16 protein-coding genes are annotated in these 15,597 nt (G+C 63.2%); 5 read left to right on the top strand and 11 right to left on the bottom strand.

The window, feature by feature from the left end; all coding sequences use genetic code 11:
* Positions 1 to 45 precede the first annotated feature (45 nt).
* From NKJ12_RS09740 to NKJ12_RS09725, 4 genes are read left to right on the top strand one after another with little or no spacing between them, the layout of a single operon-like run.
* Positions 46 to 1,053, top strand: coding sequence for an ABC transporter permease subunit (locus NKJ12_RS09740; RefSeq protein WP_352506081.1), 1,008 nt, complete (start codon positions 46 to 48; stop codon positions 1,051 to 1,053).
* Position 1,054: 1 nt separating this feature from the next.
* Positions 1,055 to 1,972 (top strand): ABC transporter permease subunit, encoded by a 918-nt coding sequence (locus NKJ12_RS09735; RefSeq protein ID WP_023676823.1) that lies wholly within the window; start codon positions 1,055 to 1,057, stop codon positions 1,970 to 1,972.
* A gap of 4 nt (positions 1,973 to 1,976) precedes the next feature.
* Positions 1,977 to 2,852 (top strand): ABC transporter ATP-binding protein, encoded by an 876-nt coding sequence (locus NKJ12_RS09730; RefSeq protein WP_352506082.1) that lies wholly within the window; start codon positions 1,977 to 1,979, stop codon positions 2,850 to 2,852.
* The gene (locus NKJ12_RS09725) at positions 2,849 to 3,679 is read left to right on the top strand and encodes a dipeptide ABC transporter ATP-binding protein (RefSeq protein ID WP_352506083.1); all 831 of its coding nucleotides are present in this window, start codon (positions 2,849 to 2,851) and stop codon (positions 3,677 to 3,679) included. Before NKJ12_RS09730 ends, NKJ12_RS09725 begins: the two co-directional genes overlap by 4 nt.
* 22 nt (positions 3,680 to 3,701) lie before the next feature.
* Here NKJ12_RS09725 and NKJ12_RS09720 read toward each other — a convergent pair whose 3' ends face one another.
* Complete coding sequence (locus tag NKJ12_RS09720; protein ID WP_352506084.1) at positions 3,702 to 4,622, bottom strand: LysR family transcriptional regulator; 921 nt, start codon at positions 4,620 to 4,622, stop codon at positions 3,702 to 3,704.
* A gap of 93 nt (positions 4,623 to 4,715) precedes the next feature.
* Between NKJ12_RS09720 and NKJ12_RS09715 the strand changes: the two genes are divergently transcribed.
* The gene (locus NKJ12_RS09715; RefSeq protein WP_352506085.1) at positions 4,716 to 5,588 is read left to right on the top strand and encodes an NAD(P)H-dependent oxidoreductase; all 873 of its coding nucleotides are present in this window, start codon (positions 4,716 to 4,718) and stop codon (positions 5,586 to 5,588) included.
* On the opposite strand, the gene NKJ12_RS09710 is transcribed toward NKJ12_RS09715, so the two are convergent.
* The 10 genes from NKJ12_RS09710 to NKJ12_RS09665 form a co-directional block, all read right to left on the bottom strand.
* Entirely contained in the window at positions 5,519 to 6,811 is a 1,293-nt protein-coding gene (locus NKJ12_RS09710) for a cysteine desulfurase-like protein (RefSeq protein WP_352506086.1), read from the bottom strand. The genes NKJ12_RS09715 and NKJ12_RS09710 overlap by 70 nt on opposite strands.
* Before the next feature lie 71 nt (positions 6,812 to 6,882).
* On the bottom strand, positions 6,883 to 7,557 hold the full coding sequence (locus tag NKJ12_RS09705; RefSeq protein WP_292656040.1) for an amino acid ABC transporter permease: 675 nt from the start codon (positions 7,555 to 7,557) through the stop codon (positions 6,883 to 6,885).
* 108 nt (positions 7,558 to 7,665) lie between these two features.
* Positions 7,666 to 8,457 (bottom strand): ABC transporter substrate-binding protein, encoded by a 792-nt coding sequence (locus tag NKJ12_RS09700; protein ID WP_352506087.1) that lies wholly within the window; start codon positions 8,455 to 8,457, stop codon positions 7,666 to 7,668.
* Between the two features lie 176 nt (positions 8,458 to 8,633).
* Entirely contained in the window at positions 8,634 to 9,029 is a 396-nt protein-coding gene (locus NKJ12_RS09695) for a RidA family protein (protein WP_352506088.1), read from the bottom strand.
* A 73-nt stretch (positions 9,030 to 9,102) separates the two neighbouring features.
* Positions 9,103 to 10,251 carry an acyl-CoA dehydrogenase family protein gene (locus tag NKJ12_RS09690; protein ID WP_352506089.1) on the bottom strand — a complete coding sequence of 383 codons (1,149 nt, stop codon included), beginning with the start codon at positions 10,249 to 10,251 and terminating at the stop codon, positions 9,103 to 9,105.
* Between the two features lie 237 nt (positions 10,252 to 10,488).
* Positions 10,489 to 11,301, bottom strand: a complete 813-nt coding sequence (locus NKJ12_RS09685; RefSeq protein ID WP_352506090.1) for an enoyl-CoA hydratase family protein — start codon at positions 11,299 to 11,301, stop codon at positions 10,489 to 10,491.
* The gene (locus NKJ12_RS09680; RefSeq protein WP_254816232.1) at positions 11,298 to 11,768 is read right to left on the bottom strand and encodes a MarR family winged helix-turn-helix transcriptional regulator; all 471 of its coding nucleotides are present in this window, start codon (positions 11,766 to 11,768) and stop codon (positions 11,298 to 11,300) included. The genes NKJ12_RS09685 and NKJ12_RS09680 overlap by 4 nt, the downstream gene beginning before the upstream one ends.
* Positions 11,762 to 12,535: an SDR family NAD(P)-dependent oxidoreductase gene (locus NKJ12_RS09675; protein ID WP_352506091.1), complete on the bottom strand. Its 774-nt coding sequence runs from the start codon at positions 12,533 to 12,535 to the stop codon at positions 11,762 to 11,764. Before NKJ12_RS09675 ends, NKJ12_RS09680 begins: the two co-directional genes overlap by 7 nt.
* The gene (locus tag NKJ12_RS09670) at positions 12,532 to 14,826 is read right to left on the bottom strand and encodes a bifunctional salicylyl-CoA 5-hydroxylase/oxidoreductase (protein ID WP_352506092.1); all 2,295 of its coding nucleotides are present in this window, start codon (positions 14,824 to 14,826) and stop codon (positions 12,532 to 12,534) included. The genes NKJ12_RS09675 and NKJ12_RS09670 overlap by 4 nt, the downstream gene beginning before the upstream one ends.
* A gap of 143 nt (positions 14,827 to 14,969) precedes the next feature.
* Complete coding sequence (locus NKJ12_RS09665; RefSeq protein WP_352506093.1) at positions 14,970 to 15,569, bottom strand: VOC family protein; 600 nt, start codon at positions 15,567 to 15,569, stop codon at positions 14,970 to 14,972.
* Between the last annotated feature and the right edge of the window lie 28 nt (positions 15,570 to 15,597).

Here is a 15,597-nt window from a genome sequence, read left to right as displayed (position 1 = left end):
GAACGGCGGCGCTGGACTTCCCGCGCCGCCGTTCTATGAAGCAAGATGCTCCGTTATCTCCTCCACAAGCTCGCTTTGATCATCCCGACCGTTTTCGGCATATCGCTGGCGGCGTTCGCTTTCGTCCGGCTTCTGCCCGGCGATCCCATCCTGGCCCTGGCCGGCGAGCGCGGCGTCAGCCCCGAACGCTACGCCCAGCTCATCGAGCAGTTTGGCTACAACCGGCCCTATGTCATCCAGTACCTGGAATATATCGGCAGGGTCCTCACCGGCGATTTCGGCATATCCATTGCCACCAAGCGGCCAGTGCTCGGCGAATTCCAGGCGCTGTTTCCGGCCACGCTGGAACTGGCGACGGTGGCGTTGCTCATCGCCATCCTGCTTGGCATCCCCGCCGGCATTTTCGCCGCGGTCAAGCGCGGCTCCTGGTTCGACCAGGCGACGATGGGTGTCGCGCTGACCGGCTATTCGATGCCGATCTTCTGGTGGGGGCTGCTGCTCATTATCTTCTTCTCCGGCTATCTCGGCTGGACGCCGGTTTCCGGCCGTATCGGCCTGCAGTATTTCTTCAGGCCCACGACCGGGTTCATGCTCATCGACAGCCTGATCTCCGGCAGGAGCGGCGCCTTCAAATCCGCCGTCAGCCATCTGATCCTGCCATCGATCGTACTGGCGACGATCCCGCTCGCCGTCATAGCGCGCCAGACGCGCTCGGCGATGCTTGAGGTGCTGGGCGAGGACTATGTCCGCACCGCGCGTGCCAAGGGCCTGGCGCCGCGCCGTGTCATCGGGCTGCATGCTTTTCGCAACGCGCTGATCCCGGTGGTCACCACCATTGGACTGCAGGTCGGCACGTTGATGGCAGGCGCCATTCTGACCGAAACCATTTTTTCCTGGCCAGGCATCGGCAAATGGATGATCGACGCCATCGGCAAGCGCGACTATGTCGTCGTGCAGAGCGGATTGCTGATCATCGCGCTGATCGTCATGGCGGTGAACCTGATCGTCGACGTGCTCTACGCGGTCATCAATCCGCGCATCCGGGTGCAGTGAGATGACCGACGAATCCGCCGCCGAAGCCACCGCTGCCTCCATCCCGACAGGCGGCAGGCAAAGGGCGTTTGCCGAGTTCTGGCATTACTTCTCGATGAACACCGGGGCCGTCATCGGTCTTGTCGTGTTTTCGGCGCTGGTGCTGGTCGCGATCTTTGCGCCGTTCGTCGCCCCGCATTCGCCCGACGAGCAGTTTCGCGATGCACTGCTGGCGCCTCCTGCCTGGCAGGAAGGCGGCAAATCGATGTTCCTGCTCGGCACCGATGCCGTCGGCCGCGACATGCTTTCGCGGTTGATCTTCGGGGCACGTTTTTCTCTTTTCATCGGCCTGGTGGTCGTCGTCTTCTCACTCACCAGCGGCATCGTGCTTGGCGTGCTCGCAGGCTATTTCCGCGGCTGGGTCGACACGCTGATCATGCGCATCATGGATATCATCCTGGCCTTCCCGTCGCTGCTTCTGGCGCTGGTGCTGGTGGCGATCCTCGGCCCGGGCCTGTTCAATGCCATGTTGGCGATCGCACTGGTGCTGCAGCCGCATTTCGCACGCCTCACCCGCGCCGCCGTGATGGCCGAAAAGAACCGCGAATATGTGATCTCCGCCAAGGTGGCCGGCGCCGGTCATCTTCGCTTGATGGTGAGGACGATCTTGCCGAACTGCCTGGCACCGCTGATCGTGCAGGCCACGCTGTCCTTCTCCAACGCTATTCTTGAGGCTGCGGCGCTCGGCTTCCTCGGTGTCGGTGCGCAGCCGCCGACGCCGGAATGGGGCACGATGCTCGCTTCGGCGCGCGAATTCATCCTGCGCGCGCCTTGGGTGGTGACCTTCCCCGGCCTTGCCATCCTGATCACTGTGCTTGCAATCAATCTGATCGGCGACGGCCTGCGCGATGCCTTCGACCCCAAGCTGAAGAGGTCATGATCCAATGCCTCTTCTCGAGATCAAGAACCTGACCGTTTCCTTCGACACCGCCGCCGGACCATTCATGGCGGTACAAGGCATCGACCTGTCGGTCGAACCGCGCGAGGTGCTGGCGATCGTCGGCGAATCCGGTTCCGGAAAATCGGTGGCGATGCTGGCGGTGATGGGGCTCTTGCCCAACACGGCGACGGTGAGGGCCGACCGCATGGCCTTCGACGGCATCGACCTGCTAAAGCTCGGCCCATCCGAGCGGCGCAAGATCGTCGGCAAGGACATTTCGATGATCTTCCAGGAACCGGTCGCCAGCCTCAACCCATGCTTCACCGTCGGCTTCCAGATCGAGGAGGTGCTGCGCTTTCATATGGGCATGGACCGTGCTCAGCGCCGGGCGCGCGCCATTGAACTGATGAAGCTCGTTGGCATCGCCGACCCCGAGGAACGGCTGGGCTCGTTCCCGCATCAGATGTCGGGCGGCCAGTGCCAGCGCGTCATGATTGCCATCGCCATCGCCTGTAATCCGAAGCTTTTGATAGCCGACGAGCCAACCACGGCACTCGACGTCACCATCCAGAAGCAGATCCTCGATCTGCTGGTCGGCCTGCAGGCCAAATACGGCATGGGCCTGATCATGATCACCCACAATATGGGGGTGGTTGCCGAGACCGCCGACCGTGTCATCGTCCAGTACAAGGGCCGCAAGATGGAAGAGGCCGACGTGCTGTCGCTGTTCGAATCCCCCAGGAGCAATTACACGCGCGCGCTCCTGTCGGCGCTGCCGGAAAACGCCGTCGGCGACCGGTTGCCGACTGTTTCCGACATGCTGTTCGAGCCGGCCCCATCTGTAGTCGCAGCCCGATCCGCAGGAGGAACCGCCTCATGAGCGTGACGGTAGTCGAAGGCAAGAACATCGTGCGCGACTATCATGTCGGCGGCGGGCTTTTCCGCCCTTCCCGTACGGTTCATGCGGTCAAGGGTGTTTCGTTCAGCGTCGACAAGGGCAAGACGCTGGCCATCGTCGGCGAGAGCGGCTGCGGCAAGTCAACACTCGCCCGCATCATCACCCTGATCGACCCGGCGACCTCCGGCGAGCTTTTCATCGACGGCAAGAACGTCGACATCGCGAGGGATGGTCTGTCGAAGGAAATGCGCCGCAAGGTGCAGATCGTCTTCCAGAACCCCTATGGTTCGCTCAATCCACGCCAGAAGATCGGCGACGTGCTTGGCGAGCCGCTGCTCATCAACACCGACAGCACGGCCGACGAACGGCGCGATCTCGCCATGAAGATGCTGAAGAAGGTCGGTCTTGGCCCCGAGCACTATAATCGCTACCCGCATATGTTTTCGGGCGGCCAGCGCCAGCGGATCGCCATTGCCCGCGCGCTGATGCTCAACCCCAGCCTTCTGGTGCTGGACGAGCCCGTCTCGGCACTTGATCTTTCGGTGCAGGCGCAGGTGCTGAACCTGCTCGCCGACCTGCAGGATGAGTTTCAGCTGACCTATGTTTTCATCAGCCACGACCTGTCGGTGGTACGCTATATCGCCGACGACGTGATGGTGATGTATTTCGGCGAGGCGGTCGAATACGGCTCGCGCGACGAGGTCTTCGCCGACCCCAAGCACAGCTACACCAGGACGCTGTTCGCGGCGACGCCGCGTGCCGACGTCGCCAGCATCAAGGCAAGGTTGGCGAAAAAGAAGGCCGCCTGATCCGGCGAGGTTTGCCGGCCGGCTACGGCTTCTCGATCCCCGGAATGCTGGAGATCTGCTCGACGAGAAAGTCGACCAGCAGCCGCACCCGGGCAATGCCGGCGCGTTCCGGGACGATCAGCATGCTCAGCGGGACGGGGGGCGGAAAACAGCCCGGCAGGACCACTTCCAGCCGGCCGGCCGTCAGGAGATCGTCGACAAGCCAATGGTGGGCGGGTGCGATGCCGCGTCCGGCGACAAGGGCTTCGCGCGCGGCAAGCCCATGGTCGACTCGAAATCGACCGCCAAAGGGCACCGCAAAGGTCTCGCCGCCTGGCCCCTGCAAGGTGAGTGTGTCGCTTCCCGCGATGTTCGACATCCGGATGCCTTCATGGCCAGGCAGACCCTGCGGGACAGCCGGTCTGCCCCGCGCCGCCAGATAGGCCGGCGCCGCCACCAGCAGACGCCGGGATTGCCCGAGCGCCCGCAGTTTCATCGAGCTGTCGGTGAGCGGACCCAGGCGAAGCGCAATGTCGACGCCCTCCCGCACAAGGTCGATGCGCTCGTCGGTGAGGCTAAGATCGATGCCGATATCGGGATAGCGGTCCTGAAAGGCGAAGATCAACCGGCTGACGTGCAAGACCCCGAGCGCCGCCGTGCAGGATATCCGGATCGTGCCGGCCGACGCGCCGCGCGTGCCCCGCGCCTCATCGCCGGCCTGCTCAACGAGGCGCAGGATCTGGACGCTGTCGGCATAGTAACGGCTGCCTTCATCGGTCATCGTCACACGCCGGGTGGTCCTGCTGAGCAAGGGCACGCCGACGGCCTCCTCGAGTTCTCGCAAATGCCGTGTGACCGTCGACTGCCCAACTCCGAGCTCGCGCGCCACCGCCGAGAGGCTGCCGCGCTCGGCGACGCGAACGAAGGTGCGCATGCGCTCGAGAGTGACGTCCGATCTATCCATTATTCGGCATAATCTTATACATTTCCTACATATAGTGGATCCGCCCGCGGCTGGCTATCTTTGGTGTCTATCGTCCTTCTTCGGAGTAGACCCATGAAAGTCCTGCTTGTTTTTGCTCATCCTGAGCCGCGTTCGCTCAACGGCGCGCTGCGTGACGTCGCCATCAGGGAACTCCAGGCCCAGGGCCACGAGGTGCGGGTGTCCGACCTCTATGCCGATGGCTGGAAATCCGAGGTGGACCGTGCCGACTTTCCGTCGTGGCCGCCGGAAGCACGTTTCCTGCCGGCCGGCGCCTCCAAAAAAGCTTTTGCGAGCGGCACTCTGACCGATGACGTCAAAGCCGAGATCGACAAGCTGCTATGGGCCGACACCCTGATCCTCCAGTTCCCGCTGTGGTGGTACGCCATGCCGGCGATCCTCAAGGGCTGGGTCGATCGCGTGTACGCCTACGGCTTCGCCTATGGCGTTGGCGAGCACAGCGACAAGCGGTGGGGTGACCGCTTTGGTGAGGGAACGCTCGCCGGCAAGCGCGCAATGCTGATCGTGACCACCGGCGGCTGGGAGGAGCATTATTCTGCCCGCGGCGTCAACGGCCCGATCGACGACGTGCTGTTCCCGATCAATCACGGAATTCTCTATTATCCGGGCTACGACGTGCTTCCGCCGTTCGTGGTTTACAGGGTGGACCGTTTTGGGGAAGCCGATTTCGAGCCTGTCGCGGAGCGGCTGCGCGAGAGGATGCGGACGCTCGAGACAATCCGGCCCATTCCTTATCGGCAGCAGAATGGCGGCGATTACCTGATCCCAAGCATGCAGTTGCGCCCCGGCCTGGAGAGCCCGGGTGCAACCGCTTTCGCGCTCCACCAGAACGGCGCAAGCGCAGCCGGACAGCCCGATCAGGACAGCCGGGCGATGACGGTACGCAGCGCCTCGCCGAAACGCCGAACTTCCTCAATCGTATTGTAATGCACCAGCGAGGCGCGGACGGCGCCGCTGTCCATGCTTAAGTTGAGCCGCTTCATCAGGCGCGGCGCATACATATGGCCGTCGCGAATGCCGATCTGCATCTCGGCCATTTCCTCGACGATCCTCTGCGGCGACAGCGTGCCGATGTTGAAACAGAAAGTCGGCACGCGCTCGCTGAGGCGTGCTTCGTCGGCGACACCATAGATCGTCGCGCCGCAACCCTTGAGCACCGCCAGCATTTCGCGCGCCAGCACCTGCTCGTAATCGCGGATGGCATTCATGCCGGCGACGATGTTGTCGCGACGCGACCGGTTATTCTCGGACAAGAAATTGCGGCCGATCGACTCGAGATAGCGCACCGCGGCATCCATGCCGGAGACGTTCTCGTAAATGAAGGTACCGGCCTCGATCTTGTAAGGCGGCTCGTCGGGGATGAAATCCTCGCGGAAGGTCGGCAAGCGCTTCAGTGTTTCGAAGCGGCCCCACAGGAAGCCCATATGCGGCGAGAAATTCTTGTAGCCGGAGCAGACCAGATAATCGCAATCCCAGGCCTGCACATCGATCAACCCGTGCGGGCCGTAATGCACGCAGTCTAGGAACACTTCGGCGCCTGCCGCATGCGCAATCCTAGCCACGGAAGCAACGTCGACAATCGAGCCGATCGAATGCGCCGTCACCGTGCAGGCGACGAGCCGGGTGCGCTCTGAGACCAGCGGGCGCAAATCGTCGACATGCAGATTGCCGTCCTCGCGCATCCGCCACCATTTGAACTTGGCGCCGGCGGGCGCCAGCGCCAGCCACGTCGCGATATTAGCGTCGTGATCCATGTCGGTGATGACGATCTCGTCACGCTCCCCGTTTGGGCGCTCGGAAAGCATCTGGCCGATGCCGAGGCTGACCAGGCGGATGAACGAAGTGGCGTTCATGCCGAAGCAGATCTCCGCCGGGTTGGTAGCGTTGATCAGCAAGGCCACGCTTTCGCGCGCGCCGGCCACTGCTTGATCGACGGTGACGCTGCGGCCATAGCGGCCGCCGCGCTGCACATTATGCGCGACCAAATGGTTGGTGACCGCATCGAGCACGCTTTGCGGGATCTGCGCGCCGGCGGCATTGTCCATGAAGACGAAGTCTCCGGCTTGCTGCAAGGCGGGAAACATGGCGCGGATCGTCTCGACCGGGAAAGCTGCGGCATCGCCGGTTTTCGAAATCTGATGCTGGTTCAAGCTCGTCTCCTGCGAAGTGCCTAACGGAAGTTGATATTCGGGGAATTGGCGGACGGAAATCGTTGGCGACCTCAGCGGGTCTTTTCGGTCTGGAAGCGGCGTTCCAGGAGGCTGACGAGTCGGACCATCGGCCAGAGAAAGATCAGATAGACCAGCGCCGCGCCGATCAGCGGTGAGGGATTGGCATAGAGCGATTGCGCGTTGGTCGCTTCCTTCAGCAGTTCAGGCAATGCTACCGTGGAGGCGAGCGAGGTGTCCTTGAACATCGACACGCAATTGCTGGTCATTGGCGGAATGACGACGCGGATCGCCTGCGGCAGCACTACCTTGCGCAAGGTCAGCAAGAACGGCAGGCCGAGCGCCTGCGCCGCCTCGAACTGGCCGCGCGGAATGCTCTCTATGCCGGAGCGGAACACCTCGGCCGAATAGGCCGCCATGATGATGGCGAAGGCCATCACCGCGGAAGTCCACGATGACAGGCGAATGCCGAGGAACGGCAGCGCATAGTAGATCAGGATCAGCACCACCAGCACCGGCATCGCCCGGAAAATGTCGATGTAGCCGACAGCCAGCAGCCGAAGCGGCTTTGGCGCATAGAGCCGCACTAGGCTGATCGCGAGGCCGACGGGAATACCGATGCCGATGCTCATGATTCCAAGCAGCAGGGTGTTCAGGAAACCGCGCAGCAGCGCCGGCAGGCTGGAGACCATGACGTCGGCGTTGAAGAAGGTGTCCAGCAGCGACATCGCAGCATTCCCGAAACGTTTGGCGTCCCGCGACGCTCGAGCCCGAGCCCGAAATCCGAAATCGTGCCGGCACGAAAGCCGGCACGACATTTAAGCGCGAACTGCCGCTCAGGCCTTCGGCATAGGCATGTCCTTGACGGTCGAGGAATCGGCCGGTGCGTCGCTGCCGAACCACTTCTTGTGGATCGCGGCCAGCGTGCCGTCCTTCTTCATCGCGGTCAGCGCGTCGTTCAGCTTGCCGAGCAGCGGGTGGTCCTTGGTCATCATCAGACCGTACTGCTCGCCGGTCTTGATGCGCTCTTTTACGGCGAGATCCTTCATCCTGGTGAAAGAATATTCCAGGCCCGGAATATCGCTGACCGCCGCATCGACGCGGCCGGAGCTGAGGTCGAGCAGCAAATTCTGCTGCGTGTCGTAGCCTTTGACGTCACTGAACCCGTCCGCTTCCTGGTGGGCCTTGACCCAGGCTTCGCCGGTCGAGCCGGACAGCACGCCGACGATCTTGCCCTTGAGGTCGGCCTCGGCTTTGATTGGGCTGTCGGCCTTCGCGGCGATGCCCATGTCGGAATCATAGTAGGGCTGCGTGAACGACTGCGACTTCAGCCGCTCCGGCGTGATGGTGATCGACGAGATGGCGACGTCGATGCGCTTCGAGGTGGTGGCGGCGAACAGCGCCTGGAAACCGAGGTCGGCGATATCAGTGGTCATGCCGATACGCTTTGCCGCCTCATTGATGATGTCGACTTCGAAACCCTCGAACGTGCCGCTCTCGTTCTTGTATTCAAAAGGCGGATTGGTCGGATAGGCGCCGACATTCAGCGTGCCTTCGGCATAGGCCGGGCCGCCGGCGATGCCGATGGCGGCAGCAAGAAGCAGCAGGTTGCGACGGGTGAAGTTCATTTTCGTTCCCTCTGGTTGTGATCGGACGGGTTGGCCCCGCACGGCTTTGATACGCCAAGTGACCGGACTGCCGGAAAGCCCTCCCGGCACGGCAGTCGTAAGATCGGATGCTATCCAAAGTACCGCGCTTTTCAAGGCGAAAGTTTTAAGCTTAAAAAATTTGCCGCGTGTTGCCGTCACTCCGGAATAACCGCCGTGGCCTGGATCTCAACCTTGGCGCGGTCCTCGACAAGCGCCATCACCTGGATAGCGGCCATCGCCGGAAAATGCCGGCCGATCACCTCGCGATAGGCCTCGCCGATCCCCTTGAGATTGGCCAGATATTCCGCCTTGTCGGTAAAGTACCAGGTCATCGAGGTGATATGCTCAGGCGTGGCGCCGGCCTCGGCGAGCACGGCGACAATATTGGCCAGCGTCTGCCGCACCTGGCCGACAAGATCATCCGTCTCGAAGCGGCCCTGTCCGTTCCAGCCGACCTGCCCGCCGACGAAGACAAGCTGTCCACGCGCGGCGACGCCATTGGCGTAGCCGACGGGTTTCGCCCAGCCTTCCGGCTGCAGGATGGTGTGCATGTCAAAACCTCCCAATGCTCAAATCCGGTCGCTTAAAACTCAAAGACAATCAATTCTTCCACACAACTCCGTCTCAGGCCGCCCCCATCACCTGCCGTGCAATCACCACCTTCTGCACGTCGGACGCTCCCTCGTAGATGCGCAGTGCCCGGATCTCGCGATACAGTCTTTCGACGATATGGCCCTTGCGGACGCCGTCGCCGCCATGCAGCTGTACAGCCTTGTCGATCACCTCCTGCGCTTTGTCGGTAGCGAACAGCTTGGCCATGGCGGCTTCGCGGGTAACCCGGGCCGCGCCCATGTCCTTGGTCCAGGCGGCGCGGTAGACCAGCAAGGCGGCGGCATCGACATCCAGCGCCATGTCGGCGATATGGCCCTGCACCATCTGCAGCTCGGCCATCGGTGCACCGAACAGCTTGCGCTCGGCCACTCTTGTGATGCTTTCGTCCAGCGCGCGCCGGGCAAGGCCGAGCGCCGCTGCGCCGACGGTCGAACGGAACACGTCGAGCACGGACATGGCGATGCGAAAACCGTCACCGGGTTTGCCGATCAGCGCCGAGGCTGGAATGCGTGCATTGTCGAAGGACAGCCGGGCGAGCGGGTGCGGCGCGATCACCTCCAGCCGCTCGGCAACGATCAGCCCCTCGGTGTCGGAAGGCACGACAAAGGCGGAAAGCCCCTTGGCGCCGGGCGCTTCGCCGGTGCGGGCAAAGACAGCATAAAAGTCAGCGATACCGCCGTTGGAGATCCAGGTCTTTTCGCCGGATAGGAGATAGCTGTCGCCGTCACGCATGGCCGTCATTTCCATATTGGCGACGTCCGAGCCCGAGCGCGGCTCCGACAGCGCGAAAGCCGAAATCGCCTTGCCGGCCCGTGTCTTCGCCAGCCAGCTCTGCTGGTCGGGCGAGCCGAACAGGCTGAGCGCGCCAGTGCCGAGCCCTTGCATGGCGAAGGCGAAATCGGCCAGCCCATCATGCCGGGCCAGCGTCTCGCGCGTGAGGCAGAGCGTGCGCACGTCGAGCGGCGAGGGGTTTTCGGTGTCGAGCGCCGTCGGCTTCAGCCAGCCGTCCCGGCCGAGCTTGGCCACCAGCTCGCGGCAAGCGGCGTCGACATCGTCATGGGCGACCGGCAGGGTCTTGGAGCACCATGCGTCCAGCCGCTCGGCCAGTTCACGATGGCGGTCCTCGAAGAACGGCCAGTTGAGGAAAGAGCGGTCAGGCATTTCTGCCTCCGCTATGCTTCGGGCCTCGCGCTCTACGGCGCCCCCCTCTGGCCTGCCGGCCGTCTCCCCCTCTAGGGGGGAGATTGGCAGCTCCGGCGTCCGCCCGCATCTTGCGGCGGTTGCGATTGGCTAAGGTGGGAACCAAAGTCGATCTCCCCCCTTGAGGGGGAGATGTCCGGCAGGACAGAGGGGGGCGCTGTCCCGCGAACCTGTCGGTCTTTATCGAAGAAAACATCCTCAATTCCCCTCGAACACCGGCTTTTCCTTGGCGACGAAAGCCTCGTACGCCCGTTCGAAATCGCGTGTCTGCATGCAGATCGCCTGCGCCTGCGCTTCCGATTCGATAGCCTGGTCAAGCCCCATCGACCATTCCTGATTCAGCTGCGTCTTGGTCATGCCGTGGGCGAAGGTCGGGCCGGAAACGACGCGCGCGGCCATGTCGAGCGCGTCGGCCTCAAGCGTTGCGGTATCGACCAGCCGGTTGTAGAAGCCCCAGCGCTCGCCTTCCTCGGCACTCATCGTGCGGCCGGTATAGAGCAGCTCGGCGGCGCGGCCCTGGCCAATGATGCGCGGCAGGATCGCGCAGGCCCCCATGTCGCAGCCGGCAAGGCCGACGCGGGTGAACAGGAATGCTGTCTTGGCCTGGGGCGTGGCGATGCGAATATCGGAGGCCATGGCGATAATCGCGCCGGCGCCGACCGCCACGCCATCGACCGCCGCAATAATCGGCTTGCCGCAATTCAGCATCGCCTTGACGAAATCGCCGGTCATGCGGGTGAAGGCGAGCAGCGCCTTCATGTCCATCTTGACCAGTGGGCCGATGATTTCGTGGACATCGCCGCCCGAGCAGAAATTGCCGCCATTGGGCAGGAACACCACAGCATCGACATCATCGGCGTAGACAAGGTCGCGAAATATGTCGCGCAATTCGGCATAGCCGTCGAAGGTCAGCGGGTTCTTGCGCTCCGGTCGATCGAGCCGGATCTTTGCGATCTTGCCTTCGACCTGCCAGAGGAAATGCTTCGGCTTGCGGCCGGCCAGCTTCGTCATTCCCGTCCCTCCCAATTGCTGCGGAAGGAGGTCAGCATGCCGGTCAGCCGGCGCGCCTCGTCCTCGCTCACATTGCCCAGCAACTCGCCGACCCATTTTTCATGCGCGGCGGCGATCACGGCGAAAGTCTTCGATCCCTCTTCCGTCAGCCGCACCATCGAAGTGCGGCGGTCGCCATTGCGTCGGGCCCGCATCACCAGCCCTTCCGAGACCAGCCGGTCGATGATGCCGGTGACATTGCCGTTGGACACCAGCAGGAAGCGCGAAAGATCGCTCATCAGCATGCCCTCCGGCGCGCGGTAGAGCGCGGCCATCACGTCGAAGCGTGGCAGCGTTGTGTTGAACTCTTGCCGCAGTCGTTCGCGCAGTTCGGCCTCGATGGTGCGCGAGGCGCGCAGCAGGCGAATCCACAGCCGCAGGCGGTCCTTGCCGGGTCCGGACGGGGCGGGTAGGGGACCGGCTACCATGTCTCACCTCCGGAGATCGAAATCGTCTGCCCGGTAATCGACCGGGCGGCGTCGCCACACAGATAAAGTACCGCGGCCGCAATTTCCTCCGGCTGGATGAAGCGGTCTTGCGGGTTGGTCGCGGCTAGGCTTGTCCGTGCCTGCTCGGACGAGCGGCCGGTCGTTTGGACGATGCGCTGGACGGTGCTCTCCAGCATCTCGGTTTCGACAAACCCTGGGCACACGGCATTCACTGTTATGCCGGACTTGGCGGTCTCGACGGCGAGTGCCCGCATCAGGCCGACGACGCCATGCTTGGCGGCAACGTAAGCTGCGACATAGGGATAGCCTTTCAGTCCGGCGGTGGAAGCGACGAAGATGATACGGCCAGTCTTGCGCACTGCCATGCCGGCCAGCGCCGGCTTCACCGTCAGGAACGCACCGGTCAAGTTGACGTCGAGCGTGCGCTGCCAGTCTGCCAGCGAGGTCCGCTGCGCCGGAGCACTGCCGGACATTCCGGCATTGGCAACGACGATGTCGAACGCTCCGTGTGCCGCTTCCGCGGCCTCGTAGAGTGCCGTCATCGATGCCTCGTCGGTGACGTCGGCGGCAACTGCGAAGATGCGCTTGTTCTCGGCGGCAACCTCGGCAAGCGGCTCCACGCGCCGGCCGCAGATGGTCACGTTAATGCCCGCGCCGGCCAGCGCCAGCGCGATCGCGCGGCCGACGCCGGAGCCGCCGCCGGTGACCAGCGCATGACGTCCCGAAATCATCGCCACGGCACTCATACTTTCAACCCCGCTGCCGCTTCGCGCTCGGCCAGCCGGTAGAGCTGGTCGCGGCCGGGCAGATAGGGATCCGGCCATTTGACGCCGCGGTCGCCAAGCGTGACGGCCGCGTGCAGTGTCCAGTACGGATCGGCAAGATGCGGCCTAGCCAGTGCGACGAGATCGGCGCGGCCCGCCATCAGGATCGAGTTGACGTGGTCCGGCTCATAGATATTGCCGACCGCCATCGTCGCCATGCCGACCTCGTTGCGGATGCGATCGGAAAACGGCGTCTGGAACATGCGGCCATAGACCGGTCTTGCCACGGCCGAAGTCTGGCCGGCCGATACGTCGCAGATGTCTACGCCGGCCTCATGCAGCAGCCGCGCGATCTCTACGGCGTCGGCCGGCGTCACGCCTTCGATACCCAGCCAGTCATTGGCGGATATGCGCATCGAGATCGGCTTCTCGGCCGGCCATGCGGCGCGCACCGCATGAAAGATTTCCAAGGGATAGCGCATGCGGTTTTCCAGCGAGCCGCCATAGGAGTCGGTGCGCCGGTTGGTCAAGGGCGTGATGAAGGAGGACAGGAGATAGCCGTGCGCGGCGTGGATTTCGAGCATGTCGAAGCCGCACCGCGCCGCCATCTCGGCCGAAGCGACAAACTGGTCGCGCACCATATCCATGTCGGCGCGGTCCATCGCCTTCGGCACCTGGTTTTCCGGCGACCACGGCACGGAAGAGGCTGCCATGACCGGCCAATTGCCTGAGGGCAGCGGCACGTCGGTTCCCTGCCAGCCGAGCCTGGTCGACCCTTTGGCACCGGAATGGCCGATCTGGGCGCAGATCTTGGCCTCGGTTTCGGCATGGACGAACTCGACCAGCCGCTTCCAGGCGACCTCATGCTCGGGCGCATAGAAACCGGGGCAGCCAGGCGTGATGCGGCCCTCCGCGCTGACGCAGGTCATCTCGATGTAGAGGAGACCGGCGCCGCCCTTGGCCCGTTCGGCGTAATGGGCGAAATGCCAGTCAGTCGGACAGCCGTCGACCGCTTTGTACTGCGCCATCGGCGAGACGACGACGCGGTTCTGCAGCGCCATGCCGCGCAGCCGGAACGGCGCGAACATCGGCGCGCGACGCAGATTGTTGCCGCCGGCGCCGGCCTGACGCTGGAACCATTCCTCGGCGCCGGCCAGCCATTCGGCATCGCGCAGCCGCAAATTCTCGTGACTGATGCGCTGCGAACGCGTCAAAAGCGAATAGTTGAACTGCACCGGATCGAGGCCGAGATAGCGCTCGACCTCTTCGAACCATTCGAGCGAATTGCGCGCCGCCGACTGCAGCTTCAGCACTTCGGTGCGGCGGGCGTCCTCATATTTGCGGAAGGCTGCTTCGAGGTCCGGTTCGGACTCGACATAGTCGGCCAGCGCCACCGCGCTTTCCAGCGCCAGCTTGGTGCCGGAACCGATCGAGAAATGCGCGCTCGCCGCCGCGTCGCCCATCAGCGCCAGGTTCTTGTAGGACCAGCGTTCGCACAAGACGCGCGGGAAATTGATCCACGCCGAGCCGCGGATATGATTGGCGTTGGTCATCAGCGCGTGGCCGCCGAGATGACGGGCAAAGATGCGCTCGCAGACGGCGATTGATTCCTGCTGCGACATCGCGCCGAAGCCGAAGCGCTGCCAGGTCTGCTCGCTGCATTCTACGATGAAGGTCGCGGTATCGCTGTCGAACTGGTAGGCATGCGCCCACACCCAACCATGCTCGGTTTTCTCGAAGATGAACGTGAAGGCGTCGTCGAATTTCTGGTGGGTGCCGAGCCAAACGAACTTGCATTTACGGATGTCGATATCGGGCTTGAACACGTCGACGAAGGTGCCCCGCGCTTTCGAGTTCAGCCCGTCGGCGGCGACAACCAGGTCGTGCGTCTCCATAAACGGCTTTGGATCGGCGATGTCGGTTTCGAAGACCAGCTTGACGCCGAGCTCGCGCGCCCGCCGTTGCAGCAGGGTGAGCAGCCGCTTGCGGCCGATGCCGCAAAAGCCATGACCGGTCGAGACCGTTCGCACGCGGTCATGGATGACGGCGATGTCGTCCCAATAGGCGAAATGCTTGCGGATCCAGACGGCGCTGACCGGGTCGTTTTTGGTCAGGTTCTCCAGCGTTTCGGCCGACAGCACGACGCCCCAGCCGAACGTATCATCGGCACGGTTGCGCTCGAATACCGTGACCTCATGCGCGGCATCCCTGAGCTTCAGCGAGATTGCAAAGTAGAGCCCGGCTGGTCCGCCACCGAGAACCGCAACTTTCATCGTGCGATCTCCTCTTCGCTTCTGTTTGTCGAGTTTACGCCTGAAGCAGATTAATTCAACCTTGAAGTTTCAGGATTGAAACAATCCGCCTCAGAAACCAAGCTTGCCGGCAGTCGGCTTGCGCTGGCCAGGGAAGCTCCGGGCTATTTCTCCGGGTTCTTCGGGCTCCACAGCACCGTCTCCGCATCTTTTTCATAGGCCATGCCATTGGGATAGCTGATCGCTTCCAACTGCAAGCCCCAGGGCGCCTGGAAGTAGAGGATGGTCTGGCCGGCGGCCGGGCCTTCGGTAACCGGCAGCGGCCCCATCCGCGTCTTGACGCCTTTGCCGTCAAGATAGGCTTTTGCGGCGGCGATATCGTCGACATAGAAGGCGATGTGGAAGCCGCCTATGTCGCTGTTGCGAGGCGTCAGGTCCTTCTGGTCCGGCGCGGTGTATTTGAACAGCTCGATGTTCGACCCGTGTCCGCAGCGGACCAGGGTGATCTCCTCGATCACTGCCCTAGGATCGACGCCCAGCAGATCCTGCATGAACGTGCCCTTGTCGTCGGCGAACGGGCCGAACGACATCGCCTTCTTGCAGCCGACCACCTTGATAAAAAACTCGACGGCCTGCTGCATGTCGGGGACGGTGACGCCGGTGTGGTCGTGGCCACGCATGCCGGGTATCGAATCAGCCGAGGCTGCTCCCATCGAGCCGGCCAGAGCGGCCGCAAGCATCGTGTTTCTGATTGCGTATTTCATTCCAGTTCTCCTCCGTTTCGCGAGCTGA

Source organism: Mesorhizobium sp. M0195 (assembly GCF_040322115.1).
GTDB lineage: Bacteria > Pseudomonadota > Alphaproteobacteria > Rhizobiales > Rhizobiaceae > Mesorhizobium.
This window is presented reverse-complemented; position numbering and strand designations above follow the sequence as displayed.